24 protein-coding genes are annotated in these 26,684 nt (G+C 50.9%); 11 read left to right on the top strand and 13 right to left on the bottom strand.

Features of this window, described 5'->3' with window-relative positions:
* Positions 1-155: 155 nt before the first annotated feature.
* From CLFS41_RS03050 to CLFS41_RS03025, 6 genes are all read right to left on the bottom strand, one after another.
* Positions 156-869, bottom strand: coding sequence for a YjjG family noncanonical pyrimidine nucleotidase (locus CLFS41_RS03050; protein WP_330610801.1), 714 nt, complete (start codon positions 867-869; stop codon positions 156-158).
* Complete coding sequence (locus CLFS41_RS03045; RefSeq protein WP_082082485.1) at positions 853-2,145, bottom strand: dihydroorotase; 1,293 nt, start codon at positions 2,143-2,145, stop codon at positions 853-855. The genes CLFS41_RS03050 and CLFS41_RS03045 overlap by 17 nt, the downstream gene beginning before the upstream one ends.
* A gap of 27 nt (positions 2,146-2,172) precedes the next feature.
* On the bottom strand, positions 2,173-2,883 hold the full coding sequence (locus CLFS41_RS03040) for an MBL fold metallo-hydrolase (protein WP_007862051.1): 711 nt from the start codon (positions 2,881-2,883) through the stop codon (positions 2,173-2,175).
* 180 nt (positions 2,884-3,063) lie between these two features.
* Positions 3,064-4,413, bottom strand: a complete 1,350-nt coding sequence (locus tag CLFS41_RS03035; RefSeq protein WP_347467427.1) for an MATE family efflux transporter — start codon at positions 4,411-4,413, stop codon at positions 3,064-3,066.
* Between the two features lie 200 nt (positions 4,414-4,613).
* On the bottom strand, positions 4,614-4,826 hold the full coding sequence (locus CLFS41_RS03030; protein WP_242856763.1) for a DUF4624 family lipoprotein: 213 nt from the start codon (positions 4,824-4,826) through the stop codon (positions 4,614-4,616).
* Positions 4,817-6,511: an FAD-dependent oxidoreductase gene (locus tag CLFS41_RS03025; protein WP_007862055.1), complete on the bottom strand. Its 1,695-nt coding sequence runs from the start codon at positions 6,509-6,511 to the stop codon at positions 4,817-4,819. Before CLFS41_RS03025 ends, CLFS41_RS03030 begins: the two co-directional genes overlap by 10 nt.
* Positions 6,512-6,832: 321 nt before the next feature.
* On the opposite strand from CLFS41_RS03025, the gene deoC reads away from it, so the two are divergent.
* The 6 genes from deoC (at position 6,833) to CLFS41_RS02995 (ending at position 14,197) form a co-directional block, all read left to right on the top strand.
* Positions 6,833-7,498 (top strand): deoxyribose-phosphate aldolase, encoded by a 666-nt coding sequence (gene deoC / locus CLFS41_RS03020; protein WP_045091413.1) that lies wholly within the window; start codon positions 6,833-6,835, stop codon positions 7,496-7,498.
* Between the two features lie 99 nt (positions 7,499-7,597).
* Positions 7,598-8,716, top strand: a complete 1,119-nt coding sequence (locus CLFS41_RS03015; RefSeq protein ID WP_007862061.1) for an ABC transporter substrate-binding protein — start codon at positions 7,598-7,600, stop codon at positions 8,714-8,716.
* Between the two features lie 99 nt (positions 8,717-8,815).
* On the top strand, positions 8,816-9,937 hold the full coding sequence (locus tag CLFS41_RS03010; protein WP_045091412.1) for an ABC transporter ATP-binding protein: 1,122 nt from the start codon (positions 8,816-8,818) through the stop codon (positions 9,935-9,937).
* Complete coding sequence (locus tag CLFS41_RS03005; protein ID WP_045091411.1) at positions 9,927-11,579, top strand: iron ABC transporter permease; 1,653 nt, start codon at positions 9,927-9,929, stop codon at positions 11,577-11,579. The genes CLFS41_RS03010 and CLFS41_RS03005 overlap by 11 nt, the downstream gene beginning before the upstream one ends.
* A 63-nt stretch (positions 11,580-11,642) precedes the next feature.
* Entirely contained in the window at positions 11,643-13,340 is a 1,698-nt protein-coding gene (locus tag CLFS41_RS03000; protein WP_045091410.1) for a sensor histidine kinase, read from the top strand.
* A 35-nt stretch (positions 13,341-13,375) separates the two neighbouring features.
* A complete protein-coding gene (locus CLFS41_RS02995; RefSeq protein WP_045091409.1) occupies positions 13,376-14,197 on the top strand; it encodes a response regulator in 822 nt (273 codons plus the stop codon).
* Positions 14,198-14,356: 159 nt separating this feature from the next.
* Here the strand turns inward: CLFS41_RS02995 and CLFS41_RS02990 are convergent, their stop codons facing one another.
* The 7 genes from CLFS41_RS02990 to CLFS41_RS02960 are packed head-to-tail and all read right to left on the bottom strand — an operon-like array spanning position 14,357 to position 21,602.
* On the bottom strand, positions 14,357-15,907 hold the full coding sequence (locus CLFS41_RS02990) for an AAA family ATPase (protein WP_045091408.1): 1,551 nt from the start codon (positions 15,905-15,907) through the stop codon (positions 14,357-14,359).
* Positions 15,904-17,343 carry a VWA-like domain-containing protein gene (locus CLFS41_RS02985; RefSeq protein ID WP_045091407.1) on the bottom strand — a complete coding sequence of 480 codons (1,440 nt, stop codon included), beginning with the start codon at positions 17,341-17,343 and terminating at the stop codon, positions 15,904-15,906. The genes CLFS41_RS02990 and CLFS41_RS02985 overlap by 4 nt, the downstream gene beginning before the upstream one ends.
* Complete coding sequence (locus CLFS41_RS02980) at positions 17,340-17,756, bottom strand: DUF3783 domain-containing protein (RefSeq protein ID WP_045091406.1); 417 nt, start codon at positions 17,754-17,756, stop codon at positions 17,340-17,342. The genes CLFS41_RS02985 and CLFS41_RS02980 overlap by 4 nt, the downstream gene beginning before the upstream one ends.
* A 32-nt stretch (positions 17,757-17,788) precedes the next feature.
* A complete protein-coding gene (dtd, locus tag CLFS41_RS02975; RefSeq protein WP_045091405.1) occupies positions 17,789-18,241 on the bottom strand; it encodes a D-aminoacyl-tRNA deacylase in 453 nt (150 codons plus the stop codon).
* Between the two features lie 45 nt (positions 18,242-18,286).
* Complete coding sequence (locus CLFS41_RS02970; RefSeq protein WP_045091404.1) at positions 18,287-20,089, bottom strand: glycerophosphodiester phosphodiesterase; 1,803 nt, start codon at positions 20,087-20,089, stop codon at positions 18,287-18,289.
* Positions 20,086-20,766, bottom strand: a complete 681-nt coding sequence (locus tag CLFS41_RS02965; protein WP_007862075.1) for a GTP pyrophosphokinase family protein — start codon at positions 20,764-20,766, stop codon at positions 20,086-20,088. The genes CLFS41_RS02970 and CLFS41_RS02965 overlap by 4 nt, the downstream gene beginning before the upstream one ends.
* A gap of 26 nt (positions 20,767-20,792) precedes the next feature.
* Positions 20,793-21,602: a S1 RNA-binding domain-containing protein gene (locus tag CLFS41_RS02960; protein WP_007862076.1), complete on the bottom strand. Its 810-nt coding sequence runs from the start codon at positions 21,600-21,602 to the stop codon at positions 20,793-20,795.
* Positions 21,603-21,804: 202 nt separating this feature from the next.
* On the opposite strand from CLFS41_RS02960, the gene CLFS41_RS02955 reads away from it, so the two are divergent.
* The 5 genes from CLFS41_RS02955 to CLFS41_RS02935 all read left to right on the top strand — a co-directional run bounded on the left by CLFS41_RS02955 (position 21,805) and on the right by CLFS41_RS02935 (position 26,572).
* Positions 21,805-22,644: a phosphatase gene (locus CLFS41_RS02955; protein ID WP_045091403.1), complete on the top strand. Its 840-nt coding sequence runs from the start codon at positions 21,805-21,807 to the stop codon at positions 22,642-22,644.
* Positions 22,641-23,615 (top strand): LysR family transcriptional regulator, encoded by a 975-nt coding sequence (locus CLFS41_RS02950; RefSeq protein ID WP_007862079.1) that lies wholly within the window; start codon positions 22,641-22,643, stop codon positions 23,613-23,615. Before CLFS41_RS02955 ends, CLFS41_RS02950 begins: the two co-directional genes overlap by 4 nt.
* Positions 23,616-23,754: 139 nt before the next feature.
* Complete coding sequence (locus CLFS41_RS02945; protein WP_045091402.1) at positions 23,755-24,171, top strand: transcriptional repressor; 417 nt, start codon at positions 23,755-23,757, stop codon at positions 24,169-24,171.
* A gap of 119 nt (positions 24,172-24,290) precedes the next feature.
* Positions 24,291-24,836 carry an NADH peroxidase gene (locus CLFS41_RS02940; protein WP_007862081.1) on the top strand — a complete coding sequence of 182 codons (546 nt, stop codon included), beginning with the start codon at positions 24,291-24,293 and terminating at the stop codon, positions 24,834-24,836.
* A gap of 218 nt (positions 24,837-25,054) precedes the next feature.
* The gene (locus tag CLFS41_RS02935; protein WP_045091401.1) at positions 25,055-26,572 is read left to right on the top strand and encodes an amino acid adenylation domain-containing protein; all 1,518 of its coding nucleotides are present in this window, start codon (positions 25,055-25,057) and stop codon (positions 26,570-26,572) included.
* The last annotated feature ends 112 nt before the right edge of the window (positions 26,573-26,684 follow it).

Genomic DNA, 26,684 nt, shown 5'->3' with positions numbered 1-26,684 from the left:
ATATTAGCACACTAAAGTGCATATGTAAAGAGGAAAATGCTATTATCATGTACAGGATGGATGACCCAGGCATGGCTGGCATATCCCGCAAGATGCCTGCAACAGTTATTGCAGCAATGCCTGAGAACAAAAGATTAAAAATGAATCAGTCTGTTTTATAATATTCTTTTCAGTTCCCCCAGGGCACAGATCTCCAGATCAGGCCGGACCCCTGTCCTGTTAATCAGGCCGGAAGGGTTATACCAGCAGGTGGCTGTGCCGGCTGCCTGGCCGCCTTTTATATCGGAGGAAAGGGAATCCCCCACTAAAAGCATGCGCTCCGGGCAGACGCCCGGTATCCGCTTAAAGCAGTACTCAAAATATTCCTTTTGTGGTTTCTGGCTTCCCGCATCCTCGGAGACAAAGATATCCTTCATGAAACAATCCAGGCCGGAGGCGGCCAGCCGTTTATATTGGGTGGATGAAGTGCCGTTTGTGACCACATACAAGTCATACCGCTCCTTCAGATATTGACACAGATCCAGAGCCCCATCAATAAGAAATGCCGAATCATCCAGCTGCCTGCGGTACAGATTTTCTGTCGCATGGCCATCTACCGTGATCCCAAGCCTGGCAAAGAACACATTAAACCGCTCCCATACCAGACGTTCCTTGGTAACCTCCCCCCGCTCAAAGGCGGACCAGAAGCCCTCGTTGATCTCATGGTACAGTTCCATCCGTTCTTTTGTGGGCTCTACCCCGAAAGCCCTCATAACATGTTCCATCCCCAGCTTTTCCGACAGCTTAAAATCCAGGAGTGTGCCGTCCACATCCAGGAGAATGACATCATATCTCCGGTCCGTGACCTGCATTTTATTCTCCGTCCCCATAAACAATCGCTCCTCCGCATATTGTATACACTACCTGACCGGTCAAGGTTTCTCCCAGAAACGGGCTGTTGGATGACTTAGATTCAAATCCTTTTACGGTCCACTGCCTGTTCTCATCAAAGATCACCAGATCGGCCGGTGCGCCTGCTTCCATCCGGCCGCAGTCCAGCTTGTAAAGCCTGGCCGGATTACTGCTCATCTTTTCCATCAGCTGCGCCATGGTCAGATGGCCGGGCTTTACCAGGCTGGTGATGCCCAGGGCCAGGGCTGTCTCCAGTCCCAGGATCCCGCTGGGAGCCGCTGTCAGAGGACGGTCCTTTTCCTCCCTGCTGTGGGGCGCATGGTCGGTGGCGATCATGTCAATGGTTCCGTCCTTCAGGCCCTGGATCAGCATCTGCCTGTCCTCCTCGGTACGCAGAGGAGGATTCATCTTGGCCAGAGTGCCGTGCTTAAGCACCGCATCTTCAGTCAGTGTAAAATGATGGGGTGTTACCTCGGCCCACACCTTTGCACCCAATTTCTTGGCCAAGCGCACCATTTCCACGGAGTGGCCGGAACTGATGTGCTGTATATCCACCACAGCCCCTGTATCCAAGGCGATCATGCAGTCTCTGGCAACCAGTGAATCCTCTGCCAGGGCAGGCGATCCGTAGATTCCAAGCTGATCTGAAACCCTGCCGTGATTGATCCCGTTTTCTTTGATAAATGCCTTGTCCTCCTCGTGGAAACTTAACACAGTGTCCAGCCGGGCTGCCTTTTCCATGGCCGCACGCACGAAGTTTCCCTCCATCAGAGGGATTCCGTCATCTGTAAACCCAGCGGCTCCAGCTGCCAAAAGTCCCTCCATGTCCGTCATATCCCGGCCGTTAAAACCTTTGGATACAGCAGCGCAGCTGAGAACGTGGATTCCCGTCTTTTTTCCTTCCTCCAGCACATAGCGAAGCGTCTCTTCATTGTCCACAATAGGCTTTGTATTGGCCATGCAGACCACCGTGGTGAATCCGCCCTTTGCAGCCGCCTTCGCGCCTGTGTAAATATCTTCCTTGTAAGTGAGTCCCGGATCGCGGAAATGCACATGTACGTCCACCAGACCCGGCGCAACGATCATGCCGTTTGCATCTATGACACGCTCATAATCGCGGGATGCCTCCCGCCCGGCTGTCTGCTGCCCAGCCGGTATGATCTCAGCGATCCGCCCTCCGTCCAGCACCACATCCGCCTTCATATCTATTCCCTCTGCCGGTCCGATCACGCGGCCGCCTTGAATCAAAATCATACTCCTGTTCCTCTCTCTCTAATCTGATCATATAATAAAGCTTTCACCCTTTTTACGGATCTCATGTATCCTGTCTCCATAGGATTTGGCACACGGCAGCGCTTTAAACCTGGACGCTGCTTCAAAATCTCCCCAAAAATGCATGGGGAACACCACATCTGCCCCAACCATGCGCATGAAATCATCCATACCCAGGTAGAAATCCTTTTCCTGTCTCGGGTCGATCAGCATAAACGCCACGTCAATATGGCGTCCGGCCAGTTTGGCAAGCTCCTTGTGATAGTTCTCACTCATCCTTTGGTTATCCTTCTCCGGCTCGCCTTCCCACACCCAATTGTTCAGATCCCCGGCGTGGTAGATAACCTGTCCCTCCGCCTTTATGAGAAATGCAACTCCCTCGTCCGTGGATTTAAAAGCCTCAATCTCCAAGGGCTGCCCGGCTCCGTCCGCCAAACACCCGCTCTCACCCGGCCCCATGAACGTGGTCCTGCCCAGAAGTTCCTCCGGCACCTGCCTTCTCCAGATATCGTCCGACAGCACATAGGTCACCTTTCTGCGCCCGTCCGACAGGTCAAAAATGGAGCGTGAAAAATGATCCCCGTGCCGATGGCTGGCAAACACAAACAACGGCTTGTCCTCCGGTATCTCCGGTATGTCCCCCTCAAAATAGTCAAACAGAAGCGCTGTGTGTTCCAGCTCTGCCATAAAGCTGCTGTGATGGATATATGTTATCTTCATAATCTCTCCTCCTGACCTTTATGTGTACTCCGGAAGTACACTTATATATGTCTTATAGTAACATAATCCGGAAAATACGTATAGTTTTTTCTGATGGTGAATTGGATGTCTAGGGAATTCCGGAATTTGGTAAAAAATGCACCTGACCCCAACGGATCAGGTGCACAGGTAACTCCATCATTACATTGCATGGTAAAATCTTTTCCATTTCCCTGAAAAGAACCTCCAGCCAAAGAACGCCGACCGCACCACCCAGTCCGCGATCATGGCCCACCATACGCCCACTGCGCCCAGCTCCAGTCCGACAGCCAGCAGGAAGCTGAATCCGATGCGGAACAGGATCATGGACATGATGGATATGCACATAGGAAATTTCACATCATTGGCAGCTCTTAACACATTGGCCAGGCAGAAGGAACATGGCCAGATAAAGATGGCGCATCCGTTATGGATCAGCACCAGGATCGCTCCCATGCGCAGAGCCTCGGGGGACAGGCCGTACAACCGCAGTGTAAGGGGCATGGTCAGTATGACGGCGATACAGCAAAGGCCGCTGACCACATAGGTGAGCTTCATCATCTTTTTGGCATAGTACTCCGCCTGGTCAAAATCGCCTGCGCCCACCAGGCGGCCCACCACAGTAATAATCGCCAGGCTCATGGCCTGGCCGGGGAGCACGCCCATGCCGTCCAGGTTATTGGCAATGGCATTGGCGGCAATCTGGGTGGTTCCGAACATGGCGATGATACCCACCACCAGCACACGGCCCAGCTGGAAGATACTGTTCTCGATCCCGTTTGGTATCCCAATATTTAAAATCTGCTTCATCATCCGCCGGTTGATCTTAAATCCGGTTCCGATATATAGGTCCAGATTCCTGTTGCGAAGGCGGTATAAAAGGATAAAACAGGCGGTCATACGCGATATCAGGGATGCCAGGGCAGCACCCGCCACGCCCCAGTGGAATACAAATATAAAGAGGGAATCCCCGATCACATTGATCACATTCATAATAATGGATGCCTGCATGGATATCTTGGAGTTTCCCATGGAGCGGAACAGGGCCGCACAGGAATTATACACGGACAGGAACGGATAGGATAGGGCCGATATGACCAGATAGACCCTGGCATTCCTCATCACATCCTCTGCCACCCCCTGATAAATCAGGGATAAAAAACCTTTTCTGAACAGGATGCACAAGATCATGATCCCCAGGGACAGCATTCCGGTTATGATCAGCAGCTGGTCTGCCGACTGGCAGGCCCGGTCCCGCCGTTTCTGTCCCAGATACTGGGAGGACACCACGGCCCCTCCTGTGGCCACCGCTGCAAATATATTGATAAACAGAGTATTGATCATGTCCACCAGGGATACGCCCGAGGTGGCCGCCTCCCCCACACTGGATACCATCATGGTATCCACCATGCCCACTGATACAGCCAGGATCTGTTCCACGATCAGCGGAAAAATCAGCTTTCTTAAATCTGCATTGGAAAACATGTATCCCCCCGGATTCCTTTTTTCCATGTGCCTTTACCGTCCTTTGTGCTGCGGCATCATCATCCTGGCCGGCTCATATCCAATATTTACCGGACCGTATAAAAATGACGCAGAATGTTTTCTATAAAAGCCTACTCCAACCAACATTCTGCGTCAATCTTCAATTTATCCAAAAATATTAAGAGTTCCGGGGCTGACACATCCGCTTTTCACAAAGGGCTGGAAGTTTATTTTGAAGATCTTGATTTCTCTTGAACCAATTCACTTTCAAAAGTAACTTTTGCAACAGCATGATTTATTGTAGTTCCAGTAAACCCCACAACGTACTCTTTCTCTTTTTGTAGATTATTGAGCGAAACTGTAACGGTTTTACCACTGGCATTTTCATTCCATGTATTGCTCCATAAAACTTCGCCTGCATTTCTGTCTTTTATTTCCACAATGCCGCTTTCTCCATCCCGCAGGCCGTACACAATCCCATTCCCGCTGCCTGGGACTGTTCATCCCTGACCTTCATCTCATAGAACCGGTAACCGCCGCTCATATTCCAGGTCCTGGCTCCGGCCTGGTCCAGGATCCTCTGCGCAATATAACCTCTAAGACCGATCTGGCAGGTGATGTAAATATCCTTTGAAAGATCCAGCTCGCCCATACGATCCCTCAGGCTGTCCAGAGGAATGTTGATAAATCCGGGAATGGTGCCTCCTGCATATTCTCCTTCTGTCCTCACGTCCAGCCGGATGGCGTCCTCCGGAATCTGATCCAGATCCTCCAGGTAAAACGGACGCATCAGACCGTCCATGATATTGCCGATCACATATCCGGCCATATTCACCGGATCCTTGGCAGATGAAAATGGAGGCGCATAAGCCAGTTCCATTTCCTGCAGATCATACCCGGTGAGCTTAAACCGCACTGCATTCGCCAGGTCATCGATCCGCTTGTCCACGCCTTTCCCGCCCACGATCTGGGCGCCCAGGATGACAGCTGTCTCAGGATCAAATAAGGTCTTGATGGTCATCATATCGCCGCCAGGATAATAACCTGCCTGGGATGCGGATGTGGTAATCGCTTTGCGGTAGGGCCTTCCCTGTGCCTTCAGGGATTCCTCCTTCTCCCCTGTGACCGCCACCGTCATATCAAAAAACTTCATTACGGAAGTTCCCTGGCTCCCCTTGTAGGCGGTCTTCTTTCCGCAAAGATTGTCGCCCACAATACGGCCCTGCTTGTTGGCCGGGGATGCCAAGGGGATCAGGACTTTCTGTCCGCTTACCACATGTTCCACCGATACCGCATCACCCAGAGCATATACATCCGCCGCTGACGTCTCCATGTACGTGTTTACAATGATCTCTCCTCTGGCTCCCAGCTCAATGCCGCTGTCCTTTAAAAATCCGGTGTCCGGGCGTACGCCGATGCTCATAATCACCATGTCGGCAGGAACCTTTGCACCGTTTTTCAAAATCACACCGCTCCCATCCATGGCCGTACAGGTCTGTCCCAGATAAAGATCGATTCCTTTGGACCGGATATAATTATGTACCCCATGGGCCATATCCATATCAATGGGCGGCATCACATGGGAAGCCCCTTCCACCACAGATACCTTAAGGCCCTGCTCTGCCAGATTCTCCGCCATCTCAAGGCCGATAAACCCGGCTCCTATGACAGCGCAGGACACCGGATTATGCTCCGTAACATAATCATGGATCGCATAGGTATCCGGTATATTCCTCAGGGTAAACACATGATTCTTTTCCATGCCCGGGATTCCCGGACGGACAGGGCCTGCGCCTGGTGACAGCACCAGCTTGTCGTAGCTTTCCTCATATGTCTCCCCGCCATGTTTTACCACCACACACTTCCTGGCAGTATCCACGGCAGCCACCTCGCTCATGGTGCGCACATCCACATGGAACCGGGTGCCAAAACTTTCCGGTGTCTGCAGCTGCAGCGCTTCCTTTTCCGTGATCACACCGCCAATATAATACGGCAGGCCGCAGTTGGCATACGAGATATATGAACCTCGTTCCAGCATGATGATCTCTGCCTGTTCGTCATTCCTGCGAAGCCTGGCAGCTGTTCCGGCACCGCCGGCAACCCCTCCTACAATTACAACCTTCATCACTGACTCATCTCCTTTTCAGATACTGAGGGCACACGCAGGCTGTCCGGATATGGCAGCCGGTTCCCTCTTGGGGAATCTGCCCTTGTCCCTATTATAGTACGGAAATGAGAGATAATCCAGTTCTCCTGTTTTGCCGGATGGATTTTTTACTCTTTTCTGCGTCTTCATATTACAGGGCGCCGGCTATACACAATATATACAAAAACGCGGATTTAGTTCAGAATACTAGACAATTTGCCGGGATTTCGGATGGTTTAGGCGGTAGTGAAACGATATAATGAGGTTACAAACAAACACGGAAAAGACAGGGGGATGGGTATGACAAGGGAAGAGATTCTGGTCCATGTGGACCATACACTGTTAAAGGCAGTCTCCACATGGGATGAAATACAGACACTCTGTGAGGAAGCCATTGAGAACCGCACGGCTTCGGTCTGTATACCTCCCAGCTATGTAAAGCGGGTGTCAAATGTCTATGGAGACAAGCTGAATGTGTGCACGGTCATTGGATTTCCGCTGGGATACAACACCACGGAGACAAAGGTTTACGAAACCCAGAAAGCCCTGGCGGACGGAGCCGGGGAAGTGGATATGGTGGTAAACATCGGTGATGTTAAAAACGGCGGGTTTGCCAGAATCACACGTGAAATCGAGGCAGTCAAAAAGGCTGCGGGGAGCCATGTGGTGAAAGTAATCATCGAGACCTGCTATCTGACAGAGGATGAGAAAAAAGAGCTGTGCAAATGCGTTACGGACGGGGGGGCCGACTATATCAAGACCTCCACTGGATTTGGGACAGCAGGAGCCAGGGTCGAGGATATCCGGTTATTTAAGCAGTACATTGGCGAGGGTGTGAAGATCAAGGCTGCAGGAGGTGTGAAGACCAAGGAGGATCTGGAGACGTTCCTGGAGGAAGGATGCGACCGTATAGGTACCAGCTCCGCCCTCAAGCTTTTGAGCGGACAGGAAGCAGGCACCTATTGATTCCATACTCTCAGTGGACAAGGGCACACACTCCCCTTGTCCACTGAGGGTATATAAAACATAAACCACATTAACAAAGTTTAAAGGAGGATAAAGGTAATGAAAAAAAGAAAAATAATCCCGGTTTTATGCGCAGCAGCAGTGGCGGCCAGCCTGGCAGGCTGTTCAGGCAGTTCAGGTTCTGCGGCAGAGAAAGGCGCTGACACCCAGGCACCTAAGGCTGAGGCCGGTGCAGAGGCAGGGAAGGATGAGGCAGCCGGGGCAAAGAAAGATGAGGGAGGCTCTGGTTCCGCCAATGAGAAGCTGATTATCTACAGCCCTCTTACAGAGTCCATGATTGATTCCATGCTGGCCATGTTCGAGGAGGACACAGGCATTGACGCTGAGTGTCTGGCCATGGGTACCGGGGATGCTCTGAAAAGAATCCAGACAGAAGCCGACAACCCTCAGGCAGATATCCTTTGGTCGGGAACCATTGGAACCGTAAAGAATAAGAGCGAATATTTTGCAGATTACGTAACATCCAACGAGGATGCGTTCTATGATGAGTACAAGAACACAGAGGGAAACCTGACACGTTTTGATACCATCCCATCTGTTATCATGGTGAATACGGACCTGATTGGCGATATTAAGATTGAGGGATATGAGGACCTTTTGAATCCTGAATTAAAAGGTAAGATTGCATTTGCAGACCCTGCGGCATCCTCTTCTTCCTTTGAGCATCTGGTAAACATGCTCTACGCAATGGGCGGCGGCACTCCTGACAATGGCTGGGACTATGTAAAACAGTTCTGTGCACAGCTGGACGGCAAACTGTTAGGCGGTTCTTCCGCAGTATATAAGGGTGTTGCAGACGGAGAATACACCGTTGGACTTACCTTTGAGCAGGGTTCTGCCCAGTATGTGGGCGCAGGCGCGCCGGTTAAGACCGTTTATATGAGCGAAGGCGTCATCTTCCGTGGTGACGGAGTATACATCATCAAAAACTGCCCCAATGAATCCAATGCCCAGAAGTTCGTGGATTGGCTTACCAGCAAGGATGTACAGGAATTTATGAATAACACCCAGTACAGAAGAACCATCCGCAAGGATGTGGAGGCAGGAGACGCCATGGTTCCCATGGACCAGATCAAGGTGATCCAGGATGATGAGACAGACACCGCGGCACACAAGTCCGAGTGGCTGGATGAATTTAAGGAGCTGTTTATAGAGTAAACAAATCCAAACATCAGGTGTTGCATGAACAGTACATACATCGGGGGCGTGGCTTAATATGTCAGCCCCCTTCATTTTAGAAGAATTGAGGGGAAACGTATGAGTGTTTCAATCGGAATCGACAATGTTGTAAAGAAATATGGGGACATGACCATTATACCGGACCTGTCCGCCTTTATAAAAAACGGTGAATTTTTTACCCTGCTGGGACCCTCAGGATGCGGCAAGACCACCCTGCTGCGCATGATTGCCGGGTTTAACAGCATAGAGGGAGGAACCATCCAATTTGACGACAAGGTCATTAATGATATACCGGCCCAGAAAAGAAACATCGGCATGGTGTTCCAGAGCTATGCTATATTCCCCCACCTGACGGTCCGTCAGAATGTGGAATATGGCCTGAAAATCCGCAAGGTGCCAAAGAACCAAATGAAGGAGCGGGTGGATGAGATCCTGAGGGTGGTAAAAATTGACGAATACCAGGACCATCTGCCGGAGCGTCTGTCCGGCGGCCAGCAGCAGAGAGTGGCCCTGGCAAGGGCCATTGTCATCCATCCCCAGGTGCTTCTTATGGATGAGCCTTTGTCCAATCTGGATGCCAAACTGCGTATTGAGATGCGCAGCGCCATCCGTGATGTGCAGAATCAGGTGGGCATTACCACGGTTTATGTGACCCATGACCAGGAGGAAGCCCTTGCCATATCAGATAGGATTGCAGTCATGAAGCTGGGCATTATCCAGCAGATCGGAAGTCCCCAGGACATCTATGCAAGACCATACAATGCATTTGTGTCCACCTTTATCGGCCATTCCAATCTCTTTTTCGGAACCGTAAAAAAACAGGGAAGCATACCTTCGGTTATGTTTGCAAACGGGTACCATGTGGAGATGCCCAACCTTGTGGATACGGTAACAGAGGGACAAAAGGTGGTAATTTCTGTCCGCCCCGAGGAATTCTCACTGAACCCCGAAGGTATGGAATGCGAAATTATCAGCAGGACCTTCCTGGGCAAATACACCAACTACTTCCTGCGCTTTGGAGAAGGCATGGTGCTGGAGGACCAGCCCAGTATCGAGTACTCCCAGGATTTGGGCCATGTGGACCGCATATTCAAAGTGGGAGAAAAGATACGCCTTAGACCGAACCCTAATAAAATCAACGTGTTCACCCAGGACATGGAACAGAGTCTGATAAAGGATGTGAAGAGATATGACGAATAAGAAAATCAGATGGGACTTCTGGACCATCGTGACAGTGGTTATCATTGCCCTGTTTGCCCTCTTCCTTCTCTATCCGCTCATCAGCCTTTTCTTAAGCGGTTTCAAGGACACGGAGACAGGGGTCTGGACCATTGACAACTATGCCAGGTTCTTTTCAAAGAAATATTATAAGAGCGCATTGCTCAACTCATTTAAGCTGACCTTCTGCGTAACTGTGGTAGCCATTGTACTTGGGGTACCTCTTGCCTACTTTATGTCGTTTTATAAGATAAAGGGAAAAGGGGTGCTGGAAATCCTGTTCATCATCTCCATGATGAGTCCCAACTTCATCGGCGCCTACTCCTGGATTCTGCTTCTGGGAAGAAGCGGCACCGTGACCCAGTTCTTAAAGAGCCTGGGAATCCATATGCCGTCCATTTACGGCTTTGGCGGAATGCTGCTGGTATTTGCCCTTAAGCTGTATCCGTTCATCTATATGTATGTGTCGGGAGCCCTTAAGAAGATAGACGTGGCCCTGTCCGAGGCCGCAGAGAGCCTGGGATGCGGCGGACTTAAAAAGGTGTTTACCGTAATCATGCCCCTGGTAACCCCTACCCTTATAGCAGCCGCCCTTCTGGTGTTCATGAACTGTATGGCTGACTTTGGTACGCCTGCCCTGATCGGCGAGGGATACCGCGTCATGCCTACCCTGGTCTATTCAGAGTTCGTGGGAGAGACGGGAGGATCCGCCAACTTTGCAGCATGTATGGCAACCATTATGGTGGTAGTCACCGCAACGGTGTTCCTGCTGCAGAAATGGTATGTAAATACCAAGTCCTTTACCATGAGCTCCATGAGGCCCATCCAGCCCAAGGAGGTCCATGGTATCAAGGGGTTTTTCATCCACCTGTTCATCTATCTGCTGGCAGCAACCTCCATCATACCTCAGTGCATGGTTGTATATACCTCCTTCCGCGCTACCAAGATGCAGGTGTTTGTGGATGGTTTTTCCCTGGAAAGCTACCGCAAGGTATTTTCCACCGCTGTCCAGTCCATTAAGAATACGTATCTGTACTGCCTGGCAGCCATTGTGATCATTGTGGTACTGGGAATGCTCATTGCTTATCTGGCAGTGAGACGCAAAAGCTGGCTCACCAACATGATAGACACCATTGCCATGTTCCCTTACATTGTACCGGGTTCTGTCCTTGGCATCACGCTGTTGATTGCATTTAACCATCCTCCTATGATGCTGGCTGGTTCCGCCATCATCATGGTCATATCCCTGGTCATCCGGAGGCAGGCCTATACTCTTCGCTCCAGCTCCGCCATCCTCTATCAGATCAGCCCGAGCATGGAGGAGGCTGCCATCAGCCTGGGAGATTCGCCTTCCATGTCCTTTGTGAAGGTGACAGCGAAAATGATGCTTCCCGGCGTTGCGTCCGGCGCCATATTAAGCTGGATCACACTGATCAATGAGTTGAGCTCTTCTGTCATGCTTTATACGGCCAACACAAGGACAATGTCGGTGGCTATTTATAACGAAGTCATCCGGGCCAGCTACGGAACTGCAGCTGCCCTGGCAACCATACTGACAGTTACCACCGTAGTATCCCTGCTTATCTTCTTCAAGGTGTCAGGCAATAAGGACGTGACAATGTAGCTGTCATATGATAAACTGAAACGTGCAGTATTGTGCAAAATTAATGATAAAAGGTGCAGGCGTATGGAGAAGCGAAAACAAACATGTTTCAGGGACGAAATCCGGAAAAGTTTGATCTTCCACGCGCTTGCGCCTTGTTTTATATCGCTGGTGGTTTTACTTCTGGTGTTTACCGCAGTGGGATCCCAGCAAATCATCCGCAAAAGCAGCACCATGCTGGAACACTTTTCCAGGGAGTTTGAGGGTGTTATTGACAGCTATGTGGACGGGAACAAGAAGATGGCGGGAGAACTGGATGTGGAGCGCTTTAAGGGACAGCCTTCCTATAAAACGGAGGCAGTGTCCGACATTTACCGGTTTCTTAACAGCCAGGTTTACAGGGGGGACTATTACCTGTTTGACCAGGAGCGGAACCTGGTCTTTTCCACCAACAACCAGGCCGGCGTCATACAATACATAGGCAATTACCTGCCCTGGAACACAACGGACCAGAATGACAGTAAAAATGACTGTATCTTTATTTACGACAACACGGGGGTGGACGGCAGGGCGCTTCCGGCATGGCTCATGTTTCAGACCGTTGTAAAGGACGGCAGGCTTCAGGGCTACAGCGGTTTTGTGCTGAAAGCCGATGCTTTTAAGGAGCAGCTGGGAAACATAGAGCAGCCCGTGCTGCTGATCAATAAGTTCAACCGGCTGTTCACAGACGGAGTGTCCAGGTTTCAGAATGACCGGGGCAAGCTGATGGAGGAATTCCGGGACGGCGGCAACCTGGTGCACCTGGATAACAGATGGTACTACACGGGCAGCGTGTCCGTGCTGGATGGCGAGGCCTCGGTACAGGTCATATATGACTGTACCTCCTTTGTCCAGCTGTGCTTTATGTCCCTGGTGCTGGTGGGATTTCTGGCCCTGGCAGTGACCCTGGCCATTTACCGCAGCGCGGGCAAGGTGGCGGACAAGAAAACGGAAATCATATACGACCTCATAGGCGCCCTGGACCAGGTGGAGAAGGGTGATCTGGATGTGTCTTTGAAAATCACCTCCGGGGATGAGTTTGAACGCATTGGCCATTCCTTTAACACCATGATCGGGAGCATACGCCATCTGCTGGACAGGCATCAGGAACTGGCAAAGGAAAATATGCTGGCCACGGTCCAGATTCTGGAATCCCAGTTTAATCCCCATTTTCTCTTTAACACCCTGGAATCCATCCGGTACATGATAAAGTTCGGACCGGGGGAGGCGGAGAAAATGCTGGTCAGCCTGTCCAGGATGCTTCGCTACAGCATCCAGAACGGCAAAGATGTGGTGACGGTAAAGGAGGAAATGGATTTCATTAACCGGTATCTGCAGGTCATGCTGTACCGGTATGGGGACCGGTTAAAATACAGCATTGACCTGGAGGAGGGAAGCAAAGGCGCATCCATACCAAGGATGACCCTGCAGCCCATTGTGGAGAATTCCATTAAGTACGGTTTTGGAGAGGACAGGGACTGTCTGGAGATCCGTATCCGGACCAAAATACAAAACGGAATCCTTTCCGTTATCATAGCGGACAATGGAGTGGGAATACAGCCTGGGCTGTTAAAGGAGCTGAAAGCCAATCTGGGACAGGGGCAGAACCAGACGGACCATATCGGCATCTATAATGTACATAAGAGAATACGCCTGGTATATGGCAGCCGGTTTGGAGTTGGGATTGACAGTACAACGGAAAAGGGGACAGTGGTGACGCTTCGGGTACCATGTGAGGAGTGAGGCACACTCCCGGCGTAAAGATGGGGGGATCTGTCATGTTATTAAAAGTAGTGATTGTGGAGGATGAGGAAATTATCAGAAATGGGCTTACCTTTGCCCTGAACTGGCTGGATATGGACTGCATCATTGTGGGCACGGCCAAGGACGGGGCAGAGGGGCTGGAGACCATACGGAGGGAACAGCCGGATATCGTGCTGACCGACATCAAGATGCCCAAGATGAACGGGCTTAAGATGATAGAGACAGCCATAAAAGAACAGCATTTTTACAGTCTGGTGCTGACCAGCTATTCGGAATTTGAACTGGCCCGGCAGGCCATCCATATGGGGGTTACGGACTATCTGCTAAAGCCTGTGGACGAGGATGAATTAAAGGAATCCCTGGGCAAAATCCGGCAGCAGATAGCCTATGCCAGTAAGTATGAAAAGATCGAAAGGATATCCCAGGACAGGATTCTGACTGTTTATGATGAGTGGAAGATATTTGACAGCGCAAAGAACAGCATGGACCCTTACGTAAAGAGGACCTATGAGTTTATCAAACAGCATTATAAGGAAAAGGTAAGCATTAACCAGGTAGCGGAAATCCTGGGAGTCAGCACCAGCTATCTCAGCAGGAAGCTGAAGGCAGGGCTTAACACCACCTTTGTGGACCTGCTAAACCAATACAGGATCAAAAAAGCCCTGAACATGCTAAACCAGGGCACCATGAGGATTTATGAGATATCCGATGAACTGGGCTTCAGCGAGTATAAACATTTCTGCAGCGTATTTAAGAAATATACCAATGTAACGCCCTCGGAGTTTTTAAAGAACGGCGGCGTGGCTGTGGTGGGTGAGAAGGAAACCCACGGGTGAGATAAAAGGCCGTGACGAGACGAAAAGCCGCGGTGGGATAAAAGACCGCGGTGGAATTCATAGGTAAATAAAAAGCGCATCTTTTTCTGTATGTGACATGCAAAAGAAGATACGCCTTTTTCTTGAATCTCTTTGTAATTCAGTCATGGGGAATATCCCCTATTCCACCAGCTTGCGGATGGCCTGCTCCTGCTCATCAAACAGAAGCTCCTTATTGTACTGGTAGTACCGCTCACACTCATACTGCTCCAGGAACCAGACACAGGCCTGGCTGGTATTCAGTTCAGTGACAAAGATGACCATCTCCTGGCCGTTGCCAAATGCGGCCTCCATGAAATCAAAGGCGTGCTCCAGCTTAAGCCCCAGTTCTTTCTTAAGCTCCTCGTAGGCATCGCTTCTGGACATAAACTCACCCCTGACCCACTGCCATGCCTCATCCTTCCCCGTAATGGTCCCGGACTGCATTTGCTTTACAAGTCCTTCCATAACGGTCATGCACCTGCGGTTTATGCGGTCCTCCTGCCTTCCCAGAAGACCGCTCTTCTTTTTCCGGACCCGTTCAGCTTCCATGGAATCTATGAGATGCCTTAACACCTCATCCGGCCTTTTCTCTGTACGCGCCTCTATTCGTGTCTCTATCCGCGCCTCTGCCCCCGGCTCTTCCCCCGGCTCCAGTTCCTGCCGGAAAGCTTTCAGCTGGACCATTAAAAGTTCCATGACCTGGTTTTCCATAAACATGCCCTTAAATCCATCCGCCAGCTTGGACAGCAGCAGTCCGGTGACACTTAAGCGCTCATCAAAGGAAGCCCTTGCCACCTTATCGCACAAGTCCTCCCTAATGATCCCCTCCAGGATCTGATCCACCTGGTACTGGTTCTGATATTTATAATAAAGTTCCAGATAATTGGCAAAATCCTTTGCGATCCTGGGATGCTGGATGTATTGACCGATCACATCCCTGTCAGCCCTCTTTTCCAGCTTTTCATAGACCAGGATCAGCTCGGACAGATCCTCCCAGCCCCTGGGAGTGGCAAACAGCTTTCCATCCACCGTGGTCTCTATATGGCAGAAATTCTGCCCCTTGATCCCCAGGTAGGATATAATGGCCGGATGGATATTTTCCTTATACGCGTATTCCTTCCACACCCCAAGGTCCGGCTCCACATCGATCCTTTTAATACGGTCCAGGGTCACCACATCAAACTCCCGGACCGACTTATTGTACTCCGGCGGATTTCCGGCAGCTGCTATGATCCATCCCTCGGGAATCCGGTGGCTGCCAAAGGTCTTGCACTGGAGAAACTGCAGCATGGTGGGTGCCAGGGTCTCGGACACACAGTTGATCTCATCAATGAAAAGAATACCTTCCTTAAGTCCTGTTTCCTCTATCATATTGTAAATGGATGCCACGATCTCGCTCATGGTGTACTCCGTCACCGTGTACTCCCGGCCTCCAAACATTTTCTTCTCTATAAAAGGGAGTCCCACAGCGCTCTGTCTTGTGTGATGGGTGATGGTGTAGGCCACCAGCCCGATCCGGCACTCCCTGGATATCTGCTCCATGATCTGGGTCTTTCCCACACCGGGAGGACCTATGAGCAGAACCGGCCTCTGCCGGATGGACGGAATGGCATATTCCCCATTCTCATCCTTTAACAGATACGCCTCTATGGTGTTTTTTATTTCTTCCTTTGCCCGTTTAATGTTCATAAATTATGGTCTCCTAAATCCTGCTCTCCTGTGTCCTTGGGCTTACTCCCATACTCCATGATCTGTTCCTCCTCCAGCACCACCTTCATGGCCCAGGCCGGAACGGATTCATCGGAAAACATGTTTTCAATAAATACAAATGCCGTGTCATAGGGCGGCGCCTGTACAGGATAGATTCCCTTACCGTCCGTAAAATAGATCAGCCCCCGCAGGTTTCCGATCTCCCTGCTGGCCCGAAGGCCGTTCACATACTCAAAAGCCGGGCGGAAATCCGTGCCTCCAAGTCCTTTGATCTCAAAATGCTCCATGTAATCCTTAAGTTCCTCCGGCTCTGTTATTACCACATCCGACTGAACCTTGTCATCACACTGGATCAGATGGATATGGACCTTCCGGAAATAGCTCTCGGTTTCAGACAGCACATCATAGGTTTCCTCCAAAAACCGCCGGACCAGATCTCCGGAACAGGACATGGAGGTGTCGATCACGATCACAAAGTCCAGGATCCTGTAGACTTCCTTTGATTCCAGCGGCTCTATCAGCGGCATATTGCCGTACAGGGACAGTCCGTAGGTGTAAAACGCATAATCAAAGGAATCGGGATCCACCTGCATTTCCTCCCTCATCACCGCAAATTTTCGGAGAAACTGGCTGTAATCATACCGCTCCCTGTTCTCCACCTGGACCTGGTCCAGCAGGCTCTGGTTGTCCTCTGATTCCTCCTTGGAACCGGTCTCCATCTGGGTCTGCATCTTTTCCCGGTTGTCATCCCACTGGTTCTGCCGCGGCCTGGACTGTTTTGGGTCATCCTCCTGCTCCCACAGGTCATGGCTGTCCACAAAAAACTCAGACTTCAGAAGCTTCACGCGGCGTTCCGGAAGGTTCATTTTCTTAAGCGCCCGGTAGATCCGTTCCGCTGTCAGGGGAACCGGGCGGTTTGCGCGGCCTGTACGGCCTTCCCCCTGACCACCCGGGTCCCTCCTGCCGTCATCCTGGGCCATCGCCTTTTCCAGGCGCAGATAGGTCTCCCTGCGCAGGGGATTCTTCGGCACATGGACACATTTCTGGTACAGTCCGTCAATTACAGACTCCATGGCGATGTCACAAGCCAAGTCCCAGTATTCCTTATCCCTGTCCTTACGGTTATACATATGGCAGAACAGACAATGGAACAGCATGTGCAGATATGCGCGGTTCACCCGGTTTCTTCCCTTCTTAAAAAGACCGGCAAGATACTCCGGCCCATAATAGATAAGCCATCCGTCCGTGGCCACCCCGTTCCTGTTCCAGTCAGCCTCAAATCCCAGACTGCTGAGGGAAAGATCCAGGAACCTCATATTCAGATATAATTCATTCCTGGCCTGATAGAGGATTCTGGTGCATAAATTGACCTGGTCCAGTTCCTCCAGCTGCCTGTGTCTGGTCGGATCTGTCATTGTCCATTTCCCGCCGCCATGGCTTCGTGTTCTTCCTTCAGTTCCTCATACAGATGATAAAAGGTCCAGGCGCTGTTGTGCTCGGTCAGCACTGCCTTCAGCGCGATCTTAGGCACTCCCGCTTTTCTCAGGTTCATGAGCAGTTCATCCAGACGCCTGTTTGAGAACTGCTTCAGCACCATCATTTCCACCGGGATTTCAGGAAGGCTTTTGTCTGCGCTGCCATCCGTATCCCGGGGCTGGAATCCTTCCATTCCCGCCAGATATCCCACGGTTTCCATCACCTGGTCCGGGCCAATGTTGCGGATCCTGATTCCCATTCTCACCAGCACGCTTTTCATCATGGCCACATGCTTCATGGTCTCCGGCCTGCCCGGGTTATAATATAATACTGTCTCTGTTGTTTTCGCCATTCTATTTTACCTCGTTGATCATATGAGTCCCTTTATTTGAACAGATCATCACTGTCCAGCATTAGGGTAAAGGGCCCGTCATTTAAAAGTTCCACCTTCATGTCCGCCCCAAACTGTCCCTTTTCCACCACGTCTACGTACTGTCTGCACCGCTCCATAAACCGCTTGTACAGGGATTCCGCCATCTGAGGAGCACCGGCTTTGGTAAAGCTTGGACGGTTGCCCTTGTGGCAGTCCGCGTACAGGGTGAACTGGCTGATGATCAGCAGCTCTCCCTCCACATCTGCAAGTGACAGGTTAGTTTTTCCATTTTCATCCTCAAATATTCTTAAACGGCAGATCTTATCAGCCATTTTTTCCGCCATCTGCACGGTGTCCCCGTCAGCCACTCCCAGCAGGATCATGAATCCTTTTCCAATCCTCCCCAGCAATTCGCCGTCCACGGTTACGCTTGCATGGGTCACTCTCTGTACTACTGCTCTCATATGCGTTGTCTCCTAATCATTTCCCATTGTCCATTGCCTGCGCCTTTATCTGATCATCATTTTCAGGTATTCCATCACGGTTTCCGTGGCTTCCTCCCTGAAAAGGATTTCCCGGGCGCGCACCGGGTCATCCGTTATGATGTTGTCCACTCCAAGAAGCTTCATCTGCTCCAGTTCCGTCTTGCTGTTCACGGTCCACACATGGACCGCCTTGCCATCCTCATGGACCGCCTCCACCAGGCGGCGGTTAACAAAGCTGGACCGGATACTGATAAAATCAAAGTCATCACTTTCATAATATTTTCCATAGGCGGCCGCAAGGATATAACCGGTCCTCAGGTCCGGATTAAATTCCTTCACCCGCTTTAAGTAGGAGGGCTTCACCGAAGTGATCACGCATTGTTCCTCCATGTCAAACTCCATGACCATGGCAGCCACCTGCTCCGGCAGGCCGGTGCTGTCCCCAATGCTTTTCAGTTCAATGTTCAGCTTCATACGGCCCTTGCATGCTTCCAGCACCTCCCTGAGGGTAGGGATCTTCTCCCCTGTATATTCCTTTGAAAAATGGCTTCCCACATCCAGTTCTTCCAGCTGGGAAAGAGTCATGGTCCCAAGCCTTCTGTCCACCCCCGCCACCCGCTTCAGGTTCAGGTCATGGCACACCACCACCACTCCGTCCGCAGAAATCTGCACATCGATCTCGCTGTAATCCGCCATCTCATCCATGGCTTTTTCCAGGGCAGCCATGGTATTCTCCGGCGCCCGCCTGGAACTGCCCCTGTGGGCGGTTATCTCTGTCTGGCCCAGTACGGACCAGTCAGGGGAGGAGCCGTTATACACCATGTCGAATATCAGAAACAGACTGGCCCCAGCCAGCGCCCCCGTGATGGTAAGCATCCACTTTCTTTTAATATGCATCTGACGGGGAAGAGAAAAATCCCACGGGAGCCTGTGATTATTTTTCATCTCAAACTGGTAATACACCACGGTCAGGGCGCCGAAATCCACCACAGATACCAGGAGGCTTCCTATTAACAGCACCACGATCTCCAGCCTGCTGCACACCGCAGCCAGCACAGCCATGGCGGCATAACCGTCCACAAACAGGCTGACCACCACAGCTGACACAACCACGATCACGGAGTGCAGAACCAGCAAAAACAGGATCAGCAGCAGGTTCAGGGCCAAAAGAAGCACCACCGCCCCAGGCCATCTGCCCTTTAGAAGCTCCAGGCTGCGCCGGAAGCCGTCCCGGAAGCCCTTTTGCTCAATCATGCAGGTAAAGAACACCAGCATAGTGGGAATCCCGACCAGAACCAGGCCAACCACAACCAGGACCAGTCCCAGACGGGTGGCCGGGCCGTGAAGGATCTCATACATGACAAAATTAAGGGGTTTGATCCTTGTAAGCAGACGGATCAGCAGATATGAATTCATGGTCAGATACTCGGCCAGGGCCAGGGGCAGCAGTTTCCAGTCCCTCTTGTTATACTCATCCCATGTCTTTCCCAGGGCCCCCCTCAGTATGGCCAGGGAGTCGATCTTCCTGGAATAGGCAGACGCCTGATAAGCGGTGATCAGGCCCCCGATCTCGGTCACCAGAAGCACCATGCCCACGGCCAGGGCCAATGCCCCGCAGATAATGGTGACAGGGCGCCAAAGAAAGGCCCCCATATTGCTCATGGTAAGGTAACTGTACCCTGCCATGCGCAAAGAGAACCTGAGAAGCTGGTTAACCAGTCTGATATAGAATGTACCTGCAACCAGCCGGTAGAGTACTTCAAAAACCACCAGCTGGCGCAGGTTCAACTTAATAACCTGATCTGTCTCCCTGATCAATCTGTTCACTGAAATTCTTCTTCCGTCTTTTCCTGATTCCGATCCTCACGCTGCTCTTTTGCAAATGCCGTGATGGCCTCATTCAATGAGAACATCTTGGCATCCAGCATATCTACCATATCAGCGCATGCCTTTAATTCCTTCAGCAGGTTCTCAGGAGCATTCCCCTCAAACTTGTAGGCTATCTTGTGTTCCAGGCTGGCCCAGAAATCCATGGCCACCGAGCGTATCTGTATCTCCACCTTGGTCTCCACCGGGCCATCGGTCAGATACACGGGGACGGTCACCACCATATGGTAGCTCTTATAGCCGTTGGGTTTCGGATTCTTGATATAATCCTTGACATGGAGGACGGTCACATCCCCCTGGGAAGATATCATCTCTGCGATCTGATATATATCTGATGTAAAGGAACAGATAATGCGTATGCCTGCAATGTCGCTGAGGCGCTCCATCATATTCTCAATGGAAACCTCATATCCGTCCTTTTTCAGTTTTTTCACAATGCTGTCAGCGGTTTTCAGCCTGGACTTGATGTGTTCAATGGGGTTATAGTCATAACGGCTTACAAACTCATTATTCAGGATCTCGATCTTGGTATTAACCTTCTTTAATGCTGAATCATACAAAAACATGACCGAACGCCACTGATCAACCTGGTCGTCCGCTTTGGGGATATTGGACATTCCTATCCCTCCTTATCTAGTTCGCTTTAGAGTTTCAGCCCCTTTAACAGGTCGCCCAACCCTGTGGATACCGATCCGGTCTCCTTGTAGTCAAATGTCTCGTGCTCTTCACGCTCTGCAGTCTGCTCTGACAGAACCCTCATGCTGAGGCTCAGTTTTCCGTTCTCCATGCTAAGTATCTTCACCTTAACGGTCTGTCCCTCTGTGAGCACAGCGCCGGGGTGTTTGATCCTCTGCGTACTGATCTGGGAAATGTGCAAAAGTCCGTCCACACCGTCTGCCAGCTTTACAAATGCTCCGTAAGGCTTGATGCTGTCCACGGTTCCTTCCACCACATCCCCTGCCTTAAACTGCTCCATGCGCGCCTTTTTCTCAGCTTCCTTTTTCTCCCGCTCCACTTCGCGTCCGGAAAGCACCAGTCTCTTCTTCTCAGGGTCTACGGTGATAATGATACACTCCACATATTTCCCCTGCCAGTCTTCCAGTTTCTCCACATACTCTGTGGACAGCTGGGAAGCCGGGATAAATGCGCGCACTTCCTCCAGGGTTGTAACCACACCGCCCTTAACCGCCTCGGAGATCTTCACCTTCACGACTGTCCTGTCATCCATCATCTGCTGGAACTGGGCCCACTTTGCGCCCGCGCCGCTCTCTTCCTCTGCCAGTTCGATCTTTCTCTTGTTCAGGGTCTGATAGGAAGCCTCCAGCTCAGCTGCAAAATCCTCCATGGTCTCCACGGGTTCCTCAGCGGTTACTTTCTCCGCAGCTGCTTCCTCTGGGGCAACCTCCTGGGCGGTTACCTGGCCTTCTAATTCCTTGTTCATTTCTTCGCTCATAATAATCTCCTCACCTTCTGTATCTATAGCAAAATATATTCCTCTCCATTATAACAACAACCCACCTAATATTTCTATAGTTTTCTTATAAAAATTATACCAAATTTTACATTTTTATTCTCATTTTGTTTCTTTTCACTACAGAGATTATGTGGTATGATTCAGACAGCGGTAAATATACGTAAGAAAGGACCTGTATTCCATGATAGATCTTTTGGATCTGCACACACACACAACGGCCAGCGGCCATGCATATAACTCCCTTTATGAGATGGCCAGATCAGCCTCGGAACGTGGTATGCGCGTCTTCGGCTGCTCAGACCACGCGCCGGCCATGCCCGGCACCTGCCATTATTATCATTTTATCAATTTTAAAGTCATCCCCAGGACCCTTTACGGCATGAAGCTGATGATGGGCATAGAACTTAACATTATGGATTACGAAGGAGGGGTTGATCTGGAACAGGATCTGCTCCAGAATTTGGACTATGCCATTGCCAGCCTTCACCACCCATGTATAGAGAGCGGCACCATGACCCAGAATACAAACGCATACCTGGGCGTCATGAAGAACCCTGCCATACACATCATAGGCCATCCGGACGACAGCCGTTATCCGGTTGATTACGATACCCTGGTCAGCGCGGCCAGGGAACACAAAACCCTTTTAGAGGTTAACAACAGTTCCCTGAATCCCATGAGCTTCCGCCAGGGCGCAAGGGAGAATTACCTGAAAATGCTGGAACTCTGCAAACACTACAAAACCCCGGTCATTGTGGACAGCGACGCCCACTGCGAAGCGGATTCCGGAGACCACACCTTTGCCCACGCCCTTTTGGAGGAGGTCAGCTTCCCTCCTGAGCTGGTGGTGAACACCTCCCTTGACCTTCTGGCCGGCTACATTCCCCGGCTCACCTCCATTCTGGCGCAGCCGGATGATGCCAGGTGCGGGCAGGCAGGCAGGGACGCAGGAAATACAACGTCAGCAGGCGGCACAGCATCAGCGGGAAACACAGCATCAGCGGGAGGCACGGGCAAATGATCAATTTCCTGAACCTGGAATATTTCCTGGTGGCAGCGGAAGAACTGAATTTTACAAGGGCGGCTAAAAAGCTGTTTATTTCCCAACAGTCCCTGAGCAACCATATATCCAATCTGGAAAAGGAGTTTGATGTGGTGCTGTTTAACCGCACCTCCCCCCTCACCCTTACCTATGCGGGCCAGGCTTTAAAGGCCAGGGCCAGGGAGCTTCTGGACCTTCGTGATGAGACTTATAAGGAGATCTCCGATATCAAGGATTTTTCAACAGGACAGCTTGCCATCGGTGTATCCCACACCAGGGGAAGGGTCATCCTTCCGGAAATCCTCCCCACCTACCAGGCCCAATTTCCAGGTATTGAGCTGCGGCTGGTGGAGGGCAATTCCAGCCAGCTGGCATCGGATCTGCTCCACGGCAACGTGGACCTGATGATCGACCTTCTGCCTTTTACTGTGGAGAATGTGGAGACCGTCCCCATCTGCGGCGAGGAGATCCTCATGGTGGTACCGGACGAACTGCTGAAAAAGATATATCCCAACCGCCTGGAGGAGATCAAACAGATCCTATCCTCCACGGCGGATGTCACGCTGCTCGAAAGGTGCCCCTTTGTTTTGTTAAAAAAGGGCAACCGGATCCGCACCATCTCCGATGAGATATTTGAGGACGCACAGATGAGCCCCAGGGTGGTACTGGAAACGGAAAACATTGAAACAGTGCTGGCCCTGTGCGCAAAAGGAATGGGGATCACATTTTACCCGAAAATGTTCATGAATCCAGACCAATCCTCCCGCTCCTACCGCAATGCCATGCTGGAAAACAGTCATCTGAACCTGTACTCCTTAAACTATTCCAGAGCCCATGGCGTACTTGGCATCGGCTACCACAAGGGCCGGTACATGTCCAGGGCGACCAGGGAATTCATCCGCATTGCCCGGGAACGCATTCCCTATCCGGCCGACCGTCCGGCAGAATAAACCGATTCTGAAACACCCCGCGCCTACATATCATAAGCTCAGGGTGTTTTTTCTTCCATAATCTTGACAGATAAGATGGAATCTGCTAGAATACAAATAGTAACTGTTATCATTATTATATCTTATAGAAGGAGATGCTATGAAAACTTTAAAGTATAGCCGTCAGAGGGAATCCATCAAAGCCAGTCTGATGAACCGACATGACCATCCTACGGCAGACGCCCTATACGCCAGCATCCGTGAAGAATTTCCCAATATCAGCTTGGGGACGGTCTATCGCAACCTGAACCTGCTGGTTGAAACCGGAGAGATAAAGAAACTGACCTGCGGAGACGGCGCTGACCATTTTGATGGTGATATCCGGCAGCATTATCATTTTGTATGTACGGAATGCAACCAGGTCTATGACATGGATTTAGGAGCCCTTGAGGAACTGAATCAGGAAGCCCAGGAGAACGCTCCGGGAATCATTGACAGCCACTATGTGCTGTTCTACGGCCGGTGTAAAAAATGTTTGGGAAAAAAAGTTGATAAAGGTATTGACAAACCGGCATAAATGATTTATATTAATATCAGTAACAATTACTATTATCAGTTCAGACAAAAATAACAAACCTGTTCCGGATGCCAGACATCCGGAACGTAACTTAAATAATGAAAAGGAGAATATTGATTATGAAGAAATGGGTATGTACAGTATGCGGTTATGTTTATGAGGGAGAGAATCCACCTGAGAAATGTCCACAGTGCGGTGTTCCTGCATCCAAGTTCAAAGAGCAGGAAGCTGACAAGATGGCATGGGCATGTGAGCATGAGGTTGGTGTTGCACAGGGTTCCCCTGAAGACATCATGATGGATTTAAGAGCTAATTTCGAGGGTGAATGTTCTGAGGTTGGTATGTATCTGGCCATGTCCAGAGTGGCTCACAGGGAAGGATATCCTGAGATCGGCCTGTACTGGGAAAAGGCAGCTTTTGAGGAAGCGGAGCACGCTGCCAAGTTTGCGGAGCTGTTAGGCGAGGTTGTTACCTCCTCCACTAAGAAGAACCTGGAGATGAGAGTAGCTGCTGAGAACGGCGCTACCGCAGGTAAGTTTGACCTGGCTAAGAGAGCAAAGGCCCTGAACCTGGATGCGATCCATGACACCGTTCATGAGATGGCTAAGGATGAGGCACGCCACGGCAAGGCATTTGCAGGACTGTTAGAGAGATACTTTGGTTAATAAAAGCGTCATGCCGCCGGCCTATTGGGCCGGCGGCATTTTTATGTACCGGATCTCATAAGCCGGACTTTATATTCCGGACTTTATGTACCGGATCTCATATCCCAGCTTTAACATCCTGTCTGCTGCCAATTGTCATAGAATCTTCAGAAATATTTCCTTGAACAAGGCCTGCATCTGTGCTAGAGTGTGTTTGAATCAAGATGGGAGGTCATTTTTTGATACAGAACATACTTTGTTTTCTGGAGGGATCAGCCGGGACATATCCGGATAAACCGGCTTTTTCCGATGAGCATACAAGCCTGACATACAGGGAGCTGTTGGAGCTGTCCCGCCGGATCGGCACCTATCTCGGCCAGCGGTCCGGTCCGCGCCGTCCTATCCCTGTGATGACTGAAAAGAACGTATTTGCCCTGGGCGCCTTTATGGGTGCTGTGACAGCCGGATGCTTCTATGTATATCTGGATCCCAGTCAACCGGCCAAACGTCTGAACCGGATTCTGGACAGCCTTCAGGCCCAGTGGATGATCGCGGACAGTAAAAGCCTTAACATAGCTGGAGATATCACATTTTCCGGAGAAATAATAGACCTTGAAACACTGAAAGCCCTGCCGCCTGACAGCACGGACTCCGGCCTTCTGGCATCCATCCGCAGCCAGTCCCTGGATACGGACCCTCTGTACGGGATTTTCACCTCAGGTTCCACAGGCACGCCCAAGGGCGTGGTGGTGGGTCACCGCTCAGTGATCGATTTTATAGGACATTTTACAGACATGTTCCATATCACGTCCCAAGATGTGATCGGCAACCAGGCCCCCTTTGATTTTGATGTTTCCGTAAAGGATATTTACTCCACCCTTAAAACCGGTGCGACCATGGAAATCATACCAAAGCGGCTGTTCTCCATCCCCACCGGGCTTTTGGATTACCTCTGCCAAAAGCAGGTCACCACAGCCATCTGGGCCGTTTCCGCCCTGTGCATCATCACTACCCTGAACGGTTTTACTTACCGTGTGCCCACACACCTGGATAAAATACTGTTCAGCGGGGAGGTCATGCCGGTCAAACACCTGAACACGTGGAGGAAGTATCTTCCCCATGCCATGTTTGTCAATCTGTACGGTCCCACTGAAATCACCTGCAACTGCACATACTATGTGATAGACCGGGATTTTGAACCGGGAAGTACGATTCCCATGGGAACTGCATTTCCCAATGAAAAGGTATTTCTGCTGGATGAGGAGGACCATCTTGTGACCACTCCCCACAGACAGGGGGAGGTCTGCGTGGCAGGCACCGCCCTGGCCCTTGGATATTACAGGGACCCGCAGCGGACCGGTGCATCCTTTGTACAGAATCCCCTAAACCAGTCATACCCTGAGATCATCTACCGCACGGGCGACATGGCCTGTTACGGCCCGGATGGCCTTTTGTATTTCCAGGCAAGAAAAGATTTCCAAATCAAACACATGGGGCACAGGATCGAACTGGGTGAGATCGAGACAGCCCTTATGGCCGTGGAGGGTATTACCAGGGCCGTATGCATTTTCCTGGAGGAAAAAAACAAGATTGCTGCATTCTATGAAGGGAATGCCCATAAAAGGCAGATTGCCGCCGGGCTGGAACCGCTGCTGCCCCGCTATATGTTCCCAAATATTTACAAAAACCTGGATCAACTCCCGCTTACAAAGAATGGGAAAATTGACCGGAAGGCCCTGAGGGAACTCTGCGTCTAGTGTACTTCCAGATTCTCCGGGTACCCAGATTTGTGCGTGACTGGCGAAAAATCAGCCGCAAAGATGGATGCCGGAGGGATTCCGAGAGCACACTCTGAAAAAAGGAGGTTTC

This window comes from Clostridium sp. FS41, assembly GCF_000954015.1.
Taxonomy (GTDB): Bacteria; Bacillota; Clostridia; order Lachnospirales; family Lachnospiraceae; genus Enterocloster; species Enterocloster citroniae.
The sequence above is the reverse complement of the archived record's forward strand: the minus strand, read 5'-3'. Positions and strand labels throughout refer to the sequence as shown.